We start from the raw sequence: 16,422 nt of genomic DNA, 5'->3' as shown, positions 1-16,422 counted from the left end.
CGGCTACTCGACCGTGACGGACTTCGCGAGGTTCCGCGGCTGGTCGACATCCAGGCCCCGGGCCAACGCCAGCTCACAGGCGAACACTTGAAGCGGCACCGTGGTCACGAGCGGAGCCAACATCGTCGGGGTCCGTGGGAATCGGATGACGTTCGTCGCGTGCGCCAGTACCTCGTCGTCGCCCTCTTCGGCGATCGCGATCGTCCGCGCCCCGCGGGCTCGGACCTCCTGGAGGTTGGAAAGCATCTTGGCGTGCAACTCGCTGCGGGCCCGTCGTGGGGGGACGACCGCGATGACCGGAACCCCTTCCTCGACCAAGGCGATCGGGCCGTGTTTCAGCTCACCGGCCGGGAACGCCTCGGCGTGCATGTAGGCGAGCTCCTTGAGTTTCAGGGCGCCTTCCAGTGCCACCGGGTACCCGACGTGCCGCCCGACGAAGAGCACGGTCCGTGCCTCGGCCAGCTCGCGGGCCAGCGCACGCACCGGCTCGGCAGTGCCGAGAACCTGCTCGATCAGGGACGGCATCCGCTCCAGCTGGGCAACGATGGACATCACCTCGTCGCCGTCCATCGTGCCGCGGATCCGGGCGAGGGAGAGGCCGACTAGATAGGTCGCCGCGAGCTGGGCGAGGAACGTCTTCGTGGCCGCCACACCCACCTCGGGTCCGGCCCGGGTGTAGAGCACCGCGTCGGATTCCCGGGGGATCGTCGAGCCATTGGTATTGCAGATCGCGAGCACCTGCGCGTTCTGCTCGCGGGCGTGCTTGACCGCCATCAGGGTGTCGAGGGTCTCACCGCTCTGGCTGATCGCCAGCACCAGCGTCGACCGGTCGAGAACCGGGTCCCGGTAGCGGAACTCGGAGGCGATGTCGACCTCGCACGGGATCCGCACCCAGTGCTCGATGGCGTACTTGGCGACCAGCCCGGCGTAGAACGCCGAACCGCAGGCGACGATGAAGACCTTGTCCACCTCGCGCAGGTCCTGGTCGGAGAGCCGGACCTCGTCGAGCAGGATCGCACCGTCCCCGGTGAGCCGACCCCGCAAGGTGTCCGCGATGGCCGTTGGTTGCTCGGCGATCTCCTTGAGCATGAAGTACGGGTAGCCGCCCTTCTCGGCGGCGCTCGCGTCCCAGTCGATGTGGTAATCGCGGCCCTCGGCGGGTTCGCCGGAGAAAGTCGTTATGGAGAAAGAGTCGGCACGCAGCTCGACCACCTGATCCTGCCCGAGCTCGACGGCTCGGCGGGTATGGGCGATGAATGCGACTACGTCACTCGCGAGGAAGTTCTCCCCGTCCCCTCGGCCGACGACGAGCGGGCAGTTGCGTCGGGCACCGACCACGACCCCGGGCGCGTCGCGGTGGACGGCGACGATGGTGAAGGCGCCCTCGAGGTCGCGACAGACCGAGCGGACCGCCTCGGCGAGGTCGCCGGTGTAACGCTCCTCGAGCAGATGGGCGACGGTCTCGGTGTCGGTGTCGCTGCGAAACTCGTGACCGGTTGCCTCGAGGCCGCGGCGCAGGGCGGCGTAGTTCTCGATGATCCCGTTGTGTACGACCGCGATCGCCCCGTCACAGCTGACGTGCGGGTGAGCGTTCCGGTCGGTAGGTGCCCCGTGCGTGGCCCACCGGGTGTGCCCCACGCCGGTCGAACCGGGCAGCGGCCGTTCGGCCACCTCCTTGTCGAGGTTCGCCAGCTTCCCGGCCCGGCGCCGAACCTCGAGTTCGCCCGTGCCGACGACAGCGATCCCGGCACTGTCATATCCGCGGTATTCGAGGCGGCGCAGCCCGTCGAGCACGACGTCCGCCGCCGACCCCGCGCCCACGTACCCGATGATCCCGCACATGTCGATCGAGGGTAGCTGACCGAACCGGTTCGGCCGACGATCACGCTCAGTCGGCCGCAGCGGGATCCGGCAAAGTTCGAGCGATCCGCGCGGCGATCTCTTGGGCCCGCCGCTCCGTCGCGGCCTCGACCATGATCCGCACGAGCGGCTCGGTCCCACTGGCCCGGACAAGGATCCGGCCCTCGGCGCCGAGCTCCGCGCGGGCGGCCTGCACCGTGGCCGCGAGCGCCGGCGACGCCATCGCCGTCTCACGGTCGGCGACCCGCAGATTGAGGAGCACCTGGGGCAGCGGGCGGACAGCTGTGGCCAGCTCGGCCAGCGTTCGCCCGGAACCGGCAAGCTCCGCCAGCAACTGCAGGGCGGTCAGGATCCCGTCGCCGGTGGTCGCATGGTCGAGAAAGACCAGATGACCGGACTGCTCACCGCCGAGAACCAACCCGTGCGCGCGCATCGCCTCGAGCACGTACCGATCGCCGACCGCGGTCTCCACGACGCCGATCCCCGCCGCGCGCATCGCCTGGTGGAAGCCGAGGTTGGTCATAACCGTTGTGACGACCGTGTCGCCGGCCAGGGTGCCGGCAGCGTGGCGGGCCAAGGCGCACACCGCGAGGATGGTGTCGCCGTCGATGACGTTGCCCTCGGCATCGATCGCGATGCAGCGGTCGGCGTCGCCGTCATGCGCGATCCCGACGTCGGCGCCCGTCGAGCGCACCGTCGCGATCAGCTCGGCCGGGTGGGTGGATCCGCAACCCTCGTTGATGTTGTAACCGTCCGGAGTGGCGTGCAGGGCCGTTACCTCAGCCCCGGCGCGGGCCAACGCCGTCGGCGCGGCGGTCGAAGCCGCCCCGTTGGCACAGTCGACGACCACGCGCAGCCCCTCGAGCCGTCGCGGCACGGTGCCCACCAGGTGATCGATGTAGCGATCCAGTGCGGCCGACGAGTCGAGGAGGCGGCCGACCCCGGACCCGGTCGGGCGGGCCCAGCCTTCGCGCAACCTCGACTCGACCTCGTCCTCGATGGCGTCGGGCAGCTTGAACCCCGCGGAATCGAAGAACTTGATGCCGTTATCCGGCATCGGGTTGTGGCTCGCCGAAATCATCACGCCGAGATCCGCCCCGAGCGTTGCGGTGAGATGGGCCACCGCGGGCGTGGGGACGACCCCGACCCGGTGCACATCGACACCGGCACTGGCCAAGCCGGCCAGCACCGCGGCCTCGAGGAACTCCCCCGACGCGCGCGGGTCGCGGCCCACCACCGCCGCGGGCCGGCTGCCGCCGGTTCGCCGCTCGACGAGGACGTGAGCAGCCGCTACCGCGACGTCCAGAGCGAGCTCGGCCGTGAGCTCGGCGTTGGCCAGTCCGCGGACGCCGTCGGTGCCGAAGAGCCGACCCACCCCGAGTTACCGCTTCGAGTACTGCGGCGCCTTACGGGCCTTCTTCAGTCCGTACTTCTTCCGCTCCTTCACCCGGGCGTCCCGGGTCAGGAAGCCGGCCTTCTTCAACGGCGGCCGGTTCTCCGGGTCGGCCTCGGTGAGCGCGCGGGCGATGCCGAGCCGGAGGGCACCGGCCTGCCCGGTCACCCCGCCGCCGGACAGCCGTGCGATCACGTCGTACTGATCGACCAGCTCGAGCGTCCGGAACGGCTCGCCGACGATCTGCTGGTGCACCTTGTTCGGAAAGTAGTCGTCGAGGGCGCGACCGTTGACATCCCAGCGTCCGTTGCCGGGCACCAACCGGACCCGGGCAATCGCTTCCTTGCGCCGTCCGGTCGCCCCCGCCGGACCGGTCGCGACCCGGCGCACCGGTGCCGGCGCCTCCACGGTCGGCTCAGCCACCGTCGGCTCAGCCACCGTCTCGGCTACGGCCTCGATCGCTGGCTCAGCTTCGGGCTCGTCGGTGGCGAGCGCGGTTTCGGCGGGCGTTTCAGCCACGGTTTACGTCTCCTCGAAATGCAGCGGGATCGCGGTTACTGCGCGACCTGGGTGAGCTCGTAGGGCACCGGCTGCTGCGCCTGGTGCGGATGATCAGGTCCGGCGTAGACCTTGAGCTTGGACAGCATCTGCCGGCCGAGGGTGGTGTGCGGCAGCATCCCCCGCACTGCTTTCTCCACCGCTTTGTCCGGACGGGTGGCGAGCAGATGACCGTAGGACACCTGGCGCAGGCCACCCGGGTAACCGGAGTGCCGGTAGGCCATCTTCTGCTCCCGTTTGGCGCCGGTAAGCGCCACCTTCGCGGCATTGACGATGATGACGAAGTCCCCGGTATCGATGTGCGGCGCGAACATCGGCTTGTGCTTGCCGCGGAGCAGCCGGGCCGCCTGGCTGGCAAGCCGACCGAGCACGACGTCGCTCGCGTCAATGACGTGCCACTGACGCTGTACGTCGGCGGGCTTGGGGTTGTACGTGCGCACGGGAAGGCCTTACGTCGGTGTCGGTGGGGTCGTCGGTGGGGTCGTCGCCAGCGGCTGCCGGCTCATCGCGCGCAGGCTGACGCCAACGGCGCGACCAACCGAGGATACCGACGTCCCCCGCTGGGGGTCAAAGCCCGCCGGACTCGGCCGGCAGATCGCGCCACCGCCGGGTCTGTTCGGCCCGGGCGGCCAGCTCGGTGGGGCGAGGGTAGCGGACCCGCACCAGGGTGAGCCCGTGCGCCGGCGCCACGGTCAGCGCCGGGTCACGGCGGCGAGCGGCCAGCACCGCCGCCGGCCACTCGATCGGCTGTCGGCCATCGCCTACGGCTAGCAACGCCCCGACCAGGGCGCGGACCATCGAATGGCAGAACGCGTCCGCTTCGACCCGAACCTCGACGACGCCGTGAACCACCGGCACGACGTCGAGAACCAGCAGCCGGCGCACCGTAGTCCCGCCGGGCCGGCGCCGGCAGAACCCCGCGAAGTCGTGCTCGCCGATCAGCCCGAGCGCGGCGGCGGCCATCAGTCGGGCATCGAGCGGTCGTTGGTAGGCGAGTGTGTCCCCGCGCCGCAGCGGGTCGGGAATCCGATCGGTGAGGCGGTAGACGTACCGCCGCGATAGCGCGGAGAACCGGGCATCGAACCCCGCCGGAGCCCGGAGCGCACCGCGGATCCGAACGTCTGGGGGGAGCACGCCGTTGAGTCGACGGAGGAGGTCCGCGGCCGCCGCGACGGCGTCGGCGGGCAAGTCCACGTGGGCGACCTGCCCGGTGGCGTGCACTCCGGCATCGGTGCGGCCGGCCACCGTAACCTGCGCAGGGCGGGTCAGTCGGGTGACGCGTTGAAGGGCAACCTCGAGCGTTCCCTGGATCGTGCGTTCGGCAGGTTGGCGCGCCCAGCCAGCGAAGTCCGCCCCGTCGTACGCGAGGTCGAGACGCCAGCGAGTCGAGCCGGTGGTCAGGCTTTCTCGCCCTCACCATCGGCGGCCGGATGCTCGGGGGCGGCGGTGTCGTCCGGCGGCGTTTCGCCGACTGCCTCGGCCGCCCCATCTCCGGGCGGCCCCGTGCTCTCGGCTACCTCCGGGAGGTCCGCAGTTTGGACCGGCGCCGCTTCGGGAGCCACGTCCGCTTCGGGAGCCACGTCCGCTTCGGGAGCCGCGTCCGCTTCGGGAGCCGCGTCCGCTTCTTCCCCCTCGGGCACCGCCTCCCCCTCGGGCGCCTCCAACGTCTCGTCAACCTCGAACGTTTCGTCGACCTCGCCCGGCTCCGTGCCGGATCCCGCCGCCCCCGCGCCGCGGCGCCGCGCGAACCGGGTGCCGCGAGCGCGCTCGGCTTCGCCAACCGCCTCCTGGGCGAGCGTCGCGCCCTCCACGAGCTCGATCACCGCCATCGGCGCGTTGTCACCCTTGCGGGGGTTCAGCTTCGTGATCCTGGTGTAACCCCCAGCCCGCTCGGCGAACCGCGGCCCGATCTCGGCGAACAGGATGTGCACCACTCCGCGGTCCCGCACCACCCGCAGCACGCGACGTCGGGCGTGCAGATCACCACGCTTGGCGAAGGTCACCAGCCGCTCGGCGAGCGGTCGCAACCGCTTCGCCTTCGCCTGGGTAGTCGTGATCCGACCATGCTCGAACAGGGCGGTCGCCAGGTTGGCCAGGATCAGCCGCTCGTGCGCCGGGCCCCCGCCGAGGCGGGGGCCCTTGGTGGGCGTGGGCATCGAAGTCCACTCTCTCTTTCCGCAGGATCCGGCCGGTCAGTACTGCTCGGTCTCCACGAAACCGCCGTCATCGTCACCGACGTAGTCATCGGTGCCGTAGGTGTCCACCACGTTGCTCGGATCGAAGCCGGGGGGCGAGTCCTTGAGGGCCAGGCCCATGGTGACGAGCTTGGTCTTGACCTCGTCGATCGACTTGGCACCGAAGTTCCGGATGTCTAGCAGGTCGGCCTCGCTGCGCGAGACGAGCTCGCCCACCGAGTGAATGCCTTCGCGCTTGAGGCAGTTGTAGGACCTGACCGTGAGATCGAGCTCCTCGATCGGTAGCGCCAGGTCCGCTGCCAGTGCCGCGTCGGTGGGGGACGGCCCGATATCGATCCCTTCGGCATCGACGTTGAGCTCGCGAGCGAGCCCGAACAGCTCCACCAGCGTCTTGCCGGCGCTCGCCATCGCATCGCGCGGCGGCATCGAGGGCTTGGTCTCGACGTCCACGATCAGCCGGTCGAAGTCCGTGCGCTGCTCGACTCGGGTGGCCTCGACCTTGTAGGTCACCTTGAGGACCGGCGAGTAAATCGAGTCGACCGGTACCCGGCCGATCTCCTGGCCGGCCTGCTTGTTCTGAACCGCGGTGACGTAGCCGCGACCGCGCTCGACCGTGAACTCGATCTCGAGCTTGCTCTTGCTGCTCAGAGTGGCCATGTGCAGGTCAGGGTTGTGCACCTCGACACCTGCGGGCGGGGCGATGTCAGCCGCAGTGACCTCGCCGGGCCCCTGCTTGCGCAGGTACATGACGACCGGCTCGTCGTGCTCGCTGGAGACGACCAGTTCCTTGATGTTGAGGATCAGGTCGGTGACGTCCTCTTTGACCCCGGGGATCGTCGAGAACTCATGAAGCACCCCCTCAACGCGGATGCTGGTGACCGCGGCACCGGGGATCGAGGAGAGCAGGGTCCGCCGCAGTGAGTTACCGAGGGTGTAGCCGAAACCCGGTTCGAGTGGCTCGATGACGAACCGCGAGCGGGTCTCGCTGATCGGGTCTTCGGCGAGCATGGGACGTTGAGCGATAAGCACGGTGATGCATCCTTTCCGCGACATCCGCCATATGACGTCGCAGGTAACCGGTGCGGGCTCGGTCCGCCGCGCCGGGTGGTTACTTCGAGTAGAGCTCGACGATGAGCTGCTCCTGGACCGGCGTGTCGATGACCTGCCGGCTCGGCAGCGCGTGCACGAGGATTCGGAGCCGACCGGAGATCACTTCGATCCAGGCCGGCACCGGTCGGCTGCCCGCCTCGGCCCGGGCGATCACGAACGGGGTGAGCTCGCGGGAGGCTTCGCGAACCTCGACAATGTCGTTAGCGGACACCCGGAACGACGGGATGTCCACCTTGCGGCCGTTGACGAGGAAGTGGCCGTGCCGCACGAGCTGGCGGGACATGTCCCGGCTGTGCGCGAACCCGGCCCGGTAGACGACGTTGTCCAGGCGTGACTCGAGCAGCTGGAGCAGGTTCTCACCGGTCTTCCCGGTACGTCGGTTCGCCTCTTCGTAGTACGAGCGGAACTGCTTCTCGAGGATCCCGTAGATGCGGGCGCACTTCTGCTTCTCCCGCTTCTGCATGAGGTATTCGGAGTCCTTGGTCCGACCCCGTCCGTGCTCACCCGGGGGGTAGGGCCGGATCTCGATCGGGCACTTCGGCGTCTCGCACTTGGCGCCCTTGAGGAACAGCTTCATCTTTTCGCGCCGACAGCGCTTGCAGTCGGGACCGGTGTAGCGAGCCATGCTCTGTGTTCTCTCCTCGTCAGACGCGGCGGCGCTTGGGCGGACGGCAACCGTTATGCGGCACCGGGGTCACATCCTGGATCGAGCCGACCTCGAGGCCAGCCGCCTGCAGGGAACGGATCGCGGTCTCCCGACCCGAGCCCGGGCCCTTGACGAAGACGTCGACCTTGCGCATCCCGTGCTCCTGCGCCTTGCGTGCGGCGGCTTCCGCCGCCATCTGCGCGGCGAACGGCGTGGACTTACGCGAGCCCTTGAAACCAACGTGACCCGCACTCGCCCAGGAGATGACGTTCCCCATCGGATCGGTGATCGACACGATGGTGTTGTTGAACGTGCTCTTGATGTGCGCGTGCCCGTGGGCCACGTTCTTCTTTTCCTTGCGCCGGACCTTCTTGGGGCCGGCGGTGCGGGTCTTCGGGGGCATATCGGGTGAGGCTCCTGAGGTTGTCGGTTCCGGGCGGGCGGCCGCTCCGGACTACTTCTTCCCGGCCTTCTTCTTGCCGGCTACGGCCTTACGGGGACCCTTCCGGGTTCGAGCATTGGTGTGCGTGCGCTGGCCGCGGACCGGGAGTCCCCGACGGTGCCGGATCCCCTGATAGCAGCCGATCTCGATCTTGCGGCGGATGTCCGCGGCGACCTCGCGCCGAAGGTCTCCCTCGATCCGGTAGTTCGCCTCGATCCACTCCCGAAGCTTGACCAGGTCGTCGTCGCTTAGGTCGTGCACCCGAAGGTCGGGGCTCACGCCGGTCTCACGGAGGGTCTGCAGGGCTCGGGTCCGCCCGATGCCGTAGATGTAGGTCAAGGCGACCTCGAGCCGCTTGTCGCGGGGGAGATCGACGCCGACGAGACGAGCCATGGGCGGGCGGCGGTCCTTTCACTCGACGGAGGTCCTGCGCTCCCGTTCCGGCGACCCGCCTGGCTGCCGGCCCCGGCCTCCGACCGGGGGTGCCCGCCGGCCGGGGCCGGTGGGTTCGGAAACGCTGACTTGCGGTTTAACCCTGGCGCTGCTTGTGTCGCAGGTTCTCGCAGATGACCATGACCCGGCCATGCCGGCGGATCACTTTGCACTTGTCGCACATCTTCTTGACGCTGGGCTTGACCTTCATGAGAACTCCTCGGAAACAGGCGTCCGAGACGCCCTCCTTCGGTCGTTACTTGTAGCGGTAGACAATCCGGCCGCGGGACAGGTCGTAGGGCGAGAGCTCCACGACTACCCGGTCCTCGGGGAGGATCCGGATGTAGTGCTGGCGCATCTTGCCGCTGATGTGAGCCAGGACCCGGTGACCGTTGGCGAGCTCGACCCGGAACATCGCGTTCGGGAGAGGCTCGACCACCCGGCCCTCGATTTCGATGGCCCCGTCCTTCTTCGGCATGTCCTCCGCGTTCCGTGACTGGATCGGTGATCAACAGGGAGCGTCCGGTGCCGAACGCCCGCCCCGACGCACGTCGAACCGCCGCCCCTTTGGGTGGGCGGTCGGCAACAGCCGGAGCCAAGGGCAGAGTCTACGCGATCAGGGCGGCAAACTCCACCGGCGGCCCAGGGCTAGCGATGGACCCGGCGGGTGAGCAGCATGGCGCCCCACGGAACGGTCACCCATAGCGGCCACAGGCCGTCGAGGTGACCGCTGGTGGCCGCCTCGGTGCCCCAGATGGCCCAGCAAACGACGTTGGCCGAGAGGTAGGACGACCAGCTGGCCTGACGCCGGCGCCGGCGCGCCCGCCGCCCCCAGCCCGGCTGCGGCAACGAGCTCGTAGCCGGGATGGGCAACGGCTCGTCCAGATGCGGCAGATCGGCCAGTAGCGGACCGAGCTCACCGTGCGTTCGCGCCCGATAAGCGGCATCGAGCCGGTCGTGAAACTCCTCCATGGTCAACCGGCCGGCGGCGTAGTGCTCCTGCAACGCATGGGCCACACCGTCACGCTCGGCGTCGGATGCGCGAAGGGCCGGATCATTCGCCACGGCTGAGTATCCCTCGGCGGTCCGGTTACCCTGCCGCCGGCGACGCGAGCAGCGCCGCAAGCCGGCTCCGGCCGCCGTCGATCGCCGTGAGGACCCACGGACCGTCATCGGTCAGCGTGAACGTGTGTTCGAAGTGCGCCGAGTGCTGGCCGTCCCCGGTGACGACGGTCCATCCGTCGCTGAGCTGACGCGTCTGCCGGCCGCCCAGGTTGACCATCGGCTCTACGGCGAGCGCAAGCCCTTTCACCAGCTTGGGCCCGCGCCCCGGGCCGCGCGGGGCGTAGTTGTACACCTGCGGATCTTGATGCATCTCGGTTCCGATGCCGTGTCCTACGTACTCCTCGACGATGCCCCAACTCCCACCGGTCGGGTGCGGCTGACTGCGCACGTAGCTCTCGATGGCGTGGCTGATGTCGGTGACGCGGCCACCGAGCCGGGCGGCCGCGAGGCCCCGCCAGAGCGACTCCTCGCAGACCCGCATGAGTTGCTCGAGTTCAGGAGCGACCGGGCCGACCGGAACCGTGATCGCCGCATCGCCGTGGTAGCCGTCGACGATCGCTCCGCAGTCGATCGAGATGATGTCCCCAGCCCGAAGGACGAGCTCGCGGCTGGGGATGCCGTGCACGATCTGCTCGTTGACCGAAGTGCAGATGACCGCCGGGAAACCGTGGTAGCCCTTGAAGCTCGGGGTGGCTCCGGCGTCGCGGATCGCGGCCGCCGCAATGTCGTCCAGGTCGGCAGTGGTGACCCCTGGCGCAACCGCGGCACGAAGCCGCTCGAGGGTATGGCCGACGACGAGGCCGGCCTCGCGCATAAGCGCGATCTCAGGCTCGGTTTTGAGCTGGATCACCGGCTCCTCCTCCCCGATCAGTGTGCGAACGGACGCAATGAGGCGATCGCCCGCTCGGTGACGTCGTCGACCGGCCCGATCGCGTCGATGCCGACGAGGATCCCGCGTTCGGCATAGAACCCGACCAACGGCACGGTCTGTTCCCGGTAGACCTCGAGCCGATGCCGGATCGTTTCCTCGCGGTCATCGTCACGCTGGAACAGTTCACCGCCGCACAGGTCGCACCGCTCCTCGACGCTCGGCGGGTCGAAATCGAGGTGCCACACGTGGTTGCATGCCCGGCAGGTACGTCGCCCGGACAGCCGCCGGACCACTTCATCATCTTCAACGACCAGCTCGAGTACCACGTCGAGCTTGGTTCCAAGCTCGACGAGCATGTCGTCCAGCACTTGGGCCTGCGGCAGCGTGCGGGGGAAGCCATCGAGCAGAAAGCCCTTGCCGGCGTCGCCTTCAGCGAGCCGCTCGCGAACCATCTCGATGGTGATCTCGTCGGGGACGAGGTCACCGGAATCCATGAAAGCCTTCGCCTTGGTACCCAACGTGGTGTCCCGGCTGACATGGGCCCGGAAGATGTCTCCGGTGGAGATCTGCGGAACGTTGAGGTAGCCGGCCACGTACTGGGCTTGCGTGCCCTTGCCGGCGCCCGGTGGCCCCACGAGGACGAGGCGCACTAGCGGAGGAAGCCCTCGTAATTGCGCAGCATGAGCTGGCTCTCGATCTGCTTCGCGGTGTCGAGGCCGACGCCGACGAGGATGAGCACCGAGGTGCCGCCGAACGGGAACTGTTGGGCGGTGCCGAGGAAGCCCAGCGCGAGGATCGGGATGATCGCGACCAGCCCCAGGTACAGCGACCCGGGCAAGGTGATCCGGGACAGCACGTAGTCGAGATACTCCGCCGTCGGCCGGCCCGGCCGGATCCCGGGGATGAAGCCACCGTATTTCTTCATGTTGTCGCTCACCTCGACCGGGTTGAAGGTGATCGCGACGTAGAAGTAGGTGAAAAAGACGATGAGGAGGAAATAGATGATGACGTAGGACGCGCTGTCGTTCTTCGTCAGGTAGTTCGTCACGAAGTTCGTGAATCCCCGGTTCGACGTCCAGACCTTCGCCAACAGGGACGGCAGGTACAACAGTGATGCCGCGAAGATCACCGGGATCACGCCGGCCTGGTTGACCTTCATCGGGATGTAGGTCGAGGTGCCCCCGTACATCCGGCGGCCGATCATCCGCTTGGCGTACTGGACCGGAATCCGCCGCTGGGCCTGTTCGACGAAGACGATGGCGGCGACGATCAGGATCCCGATGACGAGCACCACGGTGAAGACGAACGAGCCCTTGGCGGCGAGGATCGCGGCGCCCTGAGAGGGGAACCGGGCCGCGATCTGCGTGAAGATCAACAGCGACATGCCGTTGCCGATCCCCCGGTCCGTGATGAGCTCGCCAAGCCACATGATCACGGCGGTCCCCGCGGTCATGGTGAGCACGAGCACCGTGATCCGGAAGACGGAGGTCGAGTAAAGAATCGGCTCCGTGCAGTTGGGGAAGAGCTGGCTGCCCTGCCCGGGTGAGGAGCGCGCCAGCGCGGCGATCCCGGTGGACTGCAGGATGGCGAGGGCGATCGTCAGGTAGCGGGTGTACTGGGTGAGCTTGGCCTGCCCGGACTGGCCCTGCTCCTTTAGCCGCTCGAGGCGCGGAATGACGACGATGAGCAGCTGGATGATGATGCTGCTCGTGATGTAGGGCATGATCCCCAGCGCGAAGATCGACAGCTGGAGCAGCGCGCCGCCGCTGAAGAGGTTGACCAGCCCGTACAGGCTGGAGCTCTTCACCAGGGTCAGGCAGGTGTGGATGTTGGTGAAGTTCACGTCCGGGCTGGGCAGCGTCGAGCCGAGGCGGAACACCCCGAGAATCGCGATCGTGAACAGCAGCTTCTTGCGCAGGTCGGGGGTCCGGAACGCCCGGACAAACGCGGTGAGCACGGGCTCTCCTCCTGCGCAGATACTCGTGCGGTCGGGCGCCGGCGGCCCCCGCCGGGGGAGATGGTCGAGTGGCCGTCCCGCCTACGGCGGGCCACCGAAGGACTGTAACAGCCGCGAGCCGATCAACGACGGCGAGCCGGCCCGGTCTGGCGCCGCCGGCCCCGGAGGGCCGGTCAGACCTCGGTCGCCGAGCCGCCGGCCTCCGTGATCTTGCGCCGCGCGCTGTCGGAAAAGGCGTGCGCGTGCACGTCGAGGGACACGGTCAGCTCACCGTTGCCGAGGATCTTGACCGGCAGGTCGGGGCGGACCGCCCCGCGGGTGACCAGGTCGTCGACGCCCACCTCACCGCCATCCGGGAACAGGACCGCCAAGCGGGCCACGTTGACCACCTGGAATTCGGTACGAAACGGGTTGCGGAAGCCCTTGAGTTTCGGGACCCGCATGTGCAGCGGCATCTGGCCGCCCTCGAAGTGGCGGGCCACGCTGCCGCGAGCCTTGGTCCCTTTGGTCCCGCGGCCCGCGGTCTTGCCCTTGGACCCCTCGCCGCGCCCGACCCTGGTCTTGGCGGTCCGAGCTCCGGGAGCGGGGCGGAGATGGTGAACCTTGAGCGTCATGTCCTCACTCGACTTCCTCGACGGCCACAAGGTGGGCCACCGTCGCGACCATGCCCCGGATCTCCGGGCGGTCCTCTTTGACCACGACATCCCGCAACCGCTTGAGCCCGAGGCTGCGCAACGTCTCCCGCTGGTTGCGAAGGCCGCCGATCTCCGAGCGGGTCTGGGTGATCTTCAGCCGCGGCATCAGCTCACAGCTCCAGCACGGGCTCGCAGCATGGCTGGTGGCGCGACGTCCTCGATCGGCAAGCCGCGCCGGGCGGCGATCTCCTCCGGACGGTGCAACCCCTTGAGCGCCGCAACGGTGGCGTGGACGATATTGATCGCGTTGGACGAGCCGAGCGACTTCGACAAGACGTCGTGGACCCCCGCGCATTCGAGGACGGCGCGGACCGGACCACCGGCGATTACGCCGGTTCCGGGGCTCGCCGGGCGCAGCAGCACGACTCCGGCGGCCGCCTCACCCTGGATCGGGTGCGGAATCGTGCCCTGGATCCGCGGCACGGCGAAGAAGTGCTTCTTGGCCTCTTCGACCCCTTTGGCGATCGCCGCCGGGACCTCCTTCGCCTTCCCGTAGCCGACACCGACGTTGCCGTCACCGTCGCCTACCACCACGAGCGCGGTGAAGCTGAACCGGCGGCCACCCTTGACGACCTTGGCCACCCGGTTGATCGCCACCACGCGCTCGAGGTAAGCGCTCTTCTCGGCGGGCGCGCCGCGGCCGTCCCGCCGTTCGCGCCGTTCCCCGCCGGCAGTGCCGCCACGGCGTTGGGCTCCAGGCATCAACTGTCCCTTTCGGTCATGACTCGGGTGTCCATCAGAAATCGAGCCCGCTCTCGCGGGCCGCATCGGCCAGCGCGGCGATCCGACCGTGGTACCGGTTGCCGCCTCGGTCGAACACCACTTGGGTAACCCCGGCCGAGGTCGCCCGGGAGGCGACCAGACGACCGACCTGTCCGGCCTTGCCCTTCTTGTCGTCGCTGCTAGCACGCACGTCGCTGTCCATGGTCGAGGCCGAGGCGACCGTGTGTCCCGTCGTGTCATCGACGACCTGGGCATAGATGTGGCGTGCCGAACGGGTGACGACGAGGCGCGGCCGGGATGCGGTGCCGTGCACCTTCTTCCGTACTCGAAGGTGCCGGCGGGTACGTCCGATCCGACGCAACCGAGAGGCGGTACGTGTGGACATAGCCTACTTCCCTGCCTTTCCGGCCTTGCGCCGGACTACCTCGCCCTGGTAGCGCACACCCTTGCCCTTGTACGGGTCGGGCTTGCGCAGCTTGCGGATCTTCGCAGCCACCTCGCCGACCTTCTGCTTGTCGATTCCGGAGACCATGAACCGGGTCGGAGACTCGACGGTGAAGCTGATCCCGTCCGGCGCCTCGACGAGAACGGGGTGACTGAATCCGAGGGCAAACTCGAGGTTCGACCCGCGCGGTTGGACCCGGTAGCCGGTGCCGACGATCTCCATGGTCTTGCTGTAGCCGTCGGTGACGCCGACGACCATGTTGGCGACGAGCGTGCGGGACAGGCCGTGAAGCGCCTTCGTGCGGTTCTCGTCGTTGGGCCGTATGACGTGCAACGTGCCATCTTCGTCGCGCGTCACGTCGATGGGTGCCACCACGGTGTGCGCGAGCGTGCCTTTCGGGCCCTTGACCGTGACGTCGCGCCCGTCGATCGCGACGTCGACGCCACCGGGCACCGGGATCGGGAGCCGTCCGATTCTCGACATGGTGCCGCCTACCAGACGAAGGCGAGGACTTCCCCGCCCACGCCCCGCTTGGCGGCCTGCCGGTCGGTCAGCAGGCCGGTCGATGTGGAGATGATGGCCACGCCGAGGCCACCGAGAACCTTCGGAAGGCCATGCGACTTGGCGTAGACCCGGAGCCCGGGCTTGGATATCCGCCGCACCCCGGCGATCGTCCGCTCCCGGTTCGGCCCGTATTTCAAGGTGACGACGAGGTTCTTGCCGACCTCGGCGTCTTCCACGTTCCAGCCGGCGATGTACCCCTCCTTCTGGAGGATCTCGGCGATATGCGTCTTGATCTTGGAATACGGCATGCTCACCGAATCGTGATAGGCGTGGTTGGCATTGCGAACCCGCGTGAGCATGTCCGCGATGGGGTCGGTCATCGTCATGAGAGGTTGCCTTTCTCGCCGTGGTTCCCCGCGGGGCCTTCGGCGAAGCGAGTCACCAGGAGCTCTTGGTCACGCCGGGAAGTTCGCCGGCGTGCGCCATCTGCCGGACACAGATCCGGCAAAGCCCGAACACCCGGTACACCGAACGGGATCGGCCGCAACGCGAACAGCGGGTGTATTTGCGCACGGCGAACTTGTGTTTACCGGCAGCCTTATTGATCAAGGCGGTCTTAGCCATCGAATCAGTTCTCCTTGAAGGGGAAGCCGAGGGCCCGGAGCAAAGCCCGACCCTCGTCATCCGTCGCCGCGGTGGTCACGACCGTGATGTCCATTCCTCTGACCCGGTCGACCTTGTCCTGGTCGACTTCGTGGAACATCGCCTGCTCGGTCAGGCCGAAGGTGTAGTTCCCGTTGCCGTCGAACTGGCGCGGAGAAAGCCCGCGAAAGTCGCGGATTCGCGGCAGGGCGATGGTCAGCAACCGGTCGAGGAACTCCCACATCCGAGCCCCCCGCAGGGTCGTGTAGGCACCGATCGGCTGGCCCTCGCGCAGCTTGAACTGGGCAATCGACTTTCGGGACCGGGCAACCGCGGGCTTCTGACCGGTGATGGACGTCAGGTCCCGCACCGCCCCTTCGATCAGCTTGGCGTCGCGCGCGGCATCTCCGACGCCCATGTTCACCACGATCTTGACCAGCGTCGGAACCTGCATGATGTTGCCGTAGCTGAATTCGCCTCGGAGCCCGGGGACGATCTCCTCGTGGTAGCGCTGCTTCAGCCGCGGCACGTAGTTTTCTAGCGTTGCGCTCATCGACCGGTCCTCACACGTCCACGCCGCAGCGACGGCAGGTCCGAACCGGCCGACCGTCCTCGTCCCGCCGGTGCCCGACCCGCGAGGGCTTGCCGCAGCCGGGACAGACGAGTTGGACATTGCTCACGTGCACCGGAGCCTCCTGGGTGACGATGCCACCGGACTGCGCGCCACGTTGATTTGTCGTGATCTTGGTGTGTTTTTTGATCCGGTTCACGCCTTCGACGAGCACCCGGTCGGCCTTCGGAAGGGTCAGGATCACCTTCCCCTTGGCGCCGCGGTCCTTGCCGCTGATCACCTGAACCAGGTCACCTTTGCGGATCGACAACCC

The 16,422-nt window shown here is 68.2% G+C and carries 25 protein-coding genes; all 25 read right to left on the bottom strand.

Going from position 1 to position 16,422, the window contains the following annotated elements:
- Positions 1-3 precede the first annotated feature (3 nt).
- Positions 4-1,842 (bottom strand): glutamine--fructose-6-phosphate transaminase (isomerizing), encoded by a 1,839-nt coding sequence (gene glmS / locus VNG13_11895; GenBank protein HVA61216.1) that lies wholly within the window; start codon positions 1,840-1,842, stop codon positions 4-6.
- A 46-nt stretch (positions 1,843-1,888) separates the two neighbouring features.
- Complete coding sequence (glmM, locus tag VNG13_11890) at positions 1,889-3,235, bottom strand: phosphoglucosamine mutase (protein HVA61215.1); 1,347 nt, start codon at positions 3,233-3,235, stop codon at positions 1,889-1,891.
- A 6-nt stretch (positions 3,236-3,241) separates the two neighbouring features.
- Positions 3,242-3,712, bottom strand: a complete 471-nt coding sequence (rpsI, locus tag VNG13_11885) for a 30S ribosomal protein S9 (protein HVA61214.1) — start codon at positions 3,710-3,712, stop codon at positions 3,242-3,244.
- A gap of 95 nt (positions 3,713-3,807) precedes the next feature.
- Complete coding sequence (gene rplM / locus VNG13_11880) at positions 3,808-4,251, bottom strand: 50S ribosomal protein L13 (GenBank protein HVA61213.1); 444 nt, start codon at positions 4,249-4,251, stop codon at positions 3,808-3,810.
- Between the two features lie 127 nt (positions 4,252-4,378).
- Entirely contained in the window at positions 4,379-5,212 is an 834-nt protein-coding gene (gene truA / locus VNG13_11875) for a tRNA pseudouridine(38-40) synthase TruA (GenBank protein ID HVA61212.1), read from the bottom strand.
- A complete protein-coding gene (gene rplQ / locus VNG13_11870; protein HVA61211.1) occupies positions 5,209-5,967 on the bottom strand; it encodes a 50S ribosomal protein L17 in 759 nt (252 codons plus the stop codon). Before rplQ ends, truA begins: the two co-directional genes overlap by 4 nt.
- A gap of 36 nt (positions 5,968-6,003) precedes the next feature.
- Positions 6,004-7,035, bottom strand: coding sequence for a DNA-directed RNA polymerase subunit alpha (locus tag VNG13_11865; protein HVA61210.1), 1,032 nt, complete (start codon positions 7,033-7,035; stop codon positions 6,004-6,006).
- A 79-nt stretch (positions 7,036-7,114) separates the two neighbouring features.
- Positions 7,115-7,741, bottom strand: coding sequence for a 30S ribosomal protein S4 (gene rpsD / locus VNG13_11860; protein HVA61209.1), 627 nt, complete (start codon positions 7,739-7,741; stop codon positions 7,115-7,117).
- Between the two features lie 19 nt (positions 7,742-7,760).
- The gene (gene rpsK / locus VNG13_11855) at positions 7,761-8,165 is read right to left on the bottom strand and encodes a 30S ribosomal protein S11 (protein ID HVA61208.1); all 405 of its coding nucleotides are present in this window, start codon (positions 8,163-8,165) and stop codon (positions 7,761-7,763) included.
- Between the two features lie 51 nt (positions 8,166-8,216).
- Complete coding sequence (gene rpsM, locus VNG13_11850; GenBank protein ID HVA61207.1) at positions 8,217-8,597, bottom strand: 30S ribosomal protein S13; 381 nt, start codon at positions 8,595-8,597, stop codon at positions 8,217-8,219.
- Positions 8,598-8,733: 136 nt separating this feature from the next.
- The gene (gene rpmJ, locus VNG13_11845; protein HVA61206.1) at positions 8,734-8,847 is read right to left on the bottom strand and encodes a 50S ribosomal protein L36; all 114 of its coding nucleotides are present in this window, start codon (positions 8,845-8,847) and stop codon (positions 8,734-8,736) included.
- Positions 8,848-8,892: 45 nt separating this feature from the next.
- Positions 8,893-9,114 (bottom strand): translation initiation factor IF-1, encoded by a 222-nt coding sequence (gene infA / locus VNG13_11840; GenBank protein HVA61205.1) that lies wholly within the window; start codon positions 9,112-9,114, stop codon positions 8,893-8,895.
- A gap of 170 nt (positions 9,115-9,284) precedes the next feature.
- Positions 9,285-9,701 carry a DUF1707 domain-containing protein gene (locus VNG13_11835; protein HVA61204.1) on the bottom strand — a complete coding sequence of 139 codons (417 nt, stop codon included), beginning with the start codon at positions 9,699-9,701 and terminating at the stop codon, positions 9,285-9,287.
- A gap of 25 nt (positions 9,702-9,726) precedes the next feature.
- Positions 9,727-10,551, bottom strand: coding sequence for a type I methionyl aminopeptidase (gene map / locus VNG13_11830; protein HVA61203.1), 825 nt, complete (start codon positions 10,549-10,551; stop codon positions 9,727-9,729).
- Positions 10,552-10,568: 17 nt separating this feature from the next.
- A complete protein-coding gene (locus VNG13_11825; GenBank protein HVA61202.1) occupies positions 10,569-11,222 on the bottom strand; it encodes an adenylate kinase in 654 nt (217 codons plus the stop codon).
- Complete coding sequence (gene secY, locus VNG13_11820) at positions 11,222-12,529, bottom strand: preprotein translocase subunit SecY (GenBank protein ID HVA61201.1); 1,308 nt, start codon at positions 12,527-12,529, stop codon at positions 11,222-11,224. The genes VNG13_11825 and secY overlap by 1 nt, the downstream gene beginning before the upstream one ends.
- A gap of 173 nt (positions 12,530-12,702) precedes the next feature.
- The gene (gene rplO, locus VNG13_11815) at positions 12,703-13,143 is read right to left on the bottom strand and encodes a 50S ribosomal protein L15 (GenBank protein HVA61200.1); all 441 of its coding nucleotides are present in this window, start codon (positions 13,141-13,143) and stop codon (positions 12,703-12,705) included.
- A gap of 4 nt (positions 13,144-13,147) precedes the next feature.
- Positions 13,148-13,330, bottom strand: coding sequence for a 50S ribosomal protein L30 (gene rpmD, locus VNG13_11810; protein ID HVA61199.1), 183 nt, complete (start codon positions 13,328-13,330; stop codon positions 13,148-13,150).
- The gene (gene rpsE, locus VNG13_11805) at positions 13,330-13,926 is read right to left on the bottom strand and encodes a 30S ribosomal protein S5 (GenBank protein HVA61198.1); all 597 of its coding nucleotides are present in this window, start codon (positions 13,924-13,926) and stop codon (positions 13,330-13,332) included. The genes rpmD and rpsE overlap by 1 nt, the downstream gene beginning before the upstream one ends.
- A 34-nt stretch (positions 13,927-13,960) precedes the next feature.
- Positions 13,961-14,332 carry a 50S ribosomal protein L18 gene (gene rplR, locus VNG13_11800; protein HVA61197.1) on the bottom strand — a complete coding sequence of 124 codons (372 nt, stop codon included), beginning with the start codon at positions 14,330-14,332 and terminating at the stop codon, positions 13,961-13,963.
- A 3-nt stretch (positions 14,333-14,335) separates the two neighbouring features.
- Entirely contained in the window at positions 14,336-14,875 is a 540-nt protein-coding gene (gene rplF / locus VNG13_11795) for a 50S ribosomal protein L6 (GenBank protein HVA61196.1), read from the bottom strand.
- An 8-nt stretch (positions 14,876-14,883) separates the two neighbouring features.
- On the bottom strand, positions 14,884-15,282 hold the full coding sequence (rpsH, locus tag VNG13_11790; protein HVA61195.1) for a 30S ribosomal protein S8: 399 nt from the start codon (positions 15,280-15,282) through the stop codon (positions 14,884-14,886).
- 52 nt (positions 15,283-15,334) lie between these two features.
- On the bottom strand, positions 15,335-15,520 hold the full coding sequence (locus VNG13_11785; protein HVA61194.1) for a type Z 30S ribosomal protein S14: 186 nt from the start codon (positions 15,518-15,520) through the stop codon (positions 15,335-15,337).
- Positions 15,521-15,524: 4 nt separating this feature from the next.
- Positions 15,525-16,091 (bottom strand): 50S ribosomal protein L5, encoded by a 567-nt coding sequence (gene rplE / locus VNG13_11780; GenBank protein ID HVA61193.1) that lies wholly within the window; start codon positions 16,089-16,091, stop codon positions 15,525-15,527.
- A gap of 10 nt (positions 16,092-16,101) precedes the next feature.
- Positions 16,102-16,419, bottom strand: coding sequence for a 50S ribosomal protein L24 (gene rplX, locus VNG13_11775; protein ID HVA61192.1), 318 nt, complete (start codon positions 16,417-16,419; stop codon positions 16,102-16,104).
- Positions 16,420-16,422: the final 3 nt, after the last annotated feature.

Source organism: Mycobacteriales bacterium, assembly GCA_035533475.1.
Taxonomy (GTDB): domain Bacteria; phylum Actinomycetota; class Actinomycetes; order DATLTS01; family DATLTS01; genus DATLTS01.
This window is presented reverse-complemented; position numbering and strand designations above follow the sequence as displayed.

Excerpts from the sequence above, each read along its gene's own strand:
- glmS (HVA61216.1), bottom strand. The coding sequence starts at position 1,842 with ATGTGCGGGATCATCGGGTACGTGGGCGCGGGGTCGGCGGCGGACGTC.
- rplQ (HVA61211.1), bottom strand. The coding sequence starts at position 5,967 with ATGCCCACGCCCACCAAGGGCCCCCGCCTCGGCGGGGGCCCGGCGCAC.
- rpsD (HVA61209.1), bottom strand. The coding sequence starts at position 7,741 with ATGGCTCGCTACACCGGTCCCGACTGCAAGCGCTGTCGGCGCGAAAAG.
- rpsK (HVA61208.1), bottom strand. The coding sequence starts at position 8,165 with ATGCCCCCGAAGACCCGCACCGCCGGCCCCAAGAAGGTCCGGCGCAAG.
- rpsM (HVA61207.1), bottom strand. The coding sequence starts at position 8,597 with ATGGCTCGTCTCGTCGGCGTCGATCTCCCCCGCGACAAGCGGCTCGAG.
- rpmJ (HVA61206.1), bottom strand. The coding sequence starts at position 8,847 with ATGAAGGTCAAGCCCAGCGTCAAGAAGATGTGCGACAAGTGCAAAGTG.
- infA (HVA61205.1), bottom strand. The coding sequence starts at position 9,114 with ATGCCGAAGAAGGACGGGGCCATCGAAATCGAGGGCCGGGTGGTCGAG.
- rplO (HVA61200.1), bottom strand. The coding sequence starts at position 13,143 with ATGACGCTCAAGGTTCACCATCTCCGCCCCGCTCCCGGAGCTCGGACC.
- rpmD (HVA61199.1), bottom strand. The coding sequence starts at position 13,330 with ATGCCGCGGCTGAAGATCACCCAGACCCGCTCGGAGATCGGCGGCCTT.
- rpsE (HVA61198.1), bottom strand. The coding sequence starts at position 13,926 with ATGCCTGGAGCCCAACGCCGTGGCGGCACTGCCGGCGGGGAACGGCGC.
- rplR (HVA61197.1), bottom strand. The coding sequence starts at position 14,332 with ATGTCCACACGTACCGCCTCTCGGTTGCGTCGGATCGGACGTACCCGC.
- rplF (HVA61196.1), bottom strand. The coding sequence starts at position 14,875 with ATGTCGAGAATCGGACGGCTCCCGATCCCGGTGCCCGGTGGCGTCGAC.
- rpsH (HVA61195.1), bottom strand. The coding sequence starts at position 15,282 with ATGACGATGACCGACCCCATCGCGGACATGCTCACGCGGGTTCGCAAT.
- VNG13_11785 (HVA61194.1), bottom strand. The coding sequence starts at position 15,520 with ATGGCTAAGACCGCCTTGATCAATAAGGCTGCCGGTAAACACAAGTTC.
- rplE (HVA61193.1), bottom strand. The coding sequence starts at position 16,091 with ATGAGCGCAACGCTAGAAAACTACGTGCCGCGGCTGAAGCAGCGCTAC.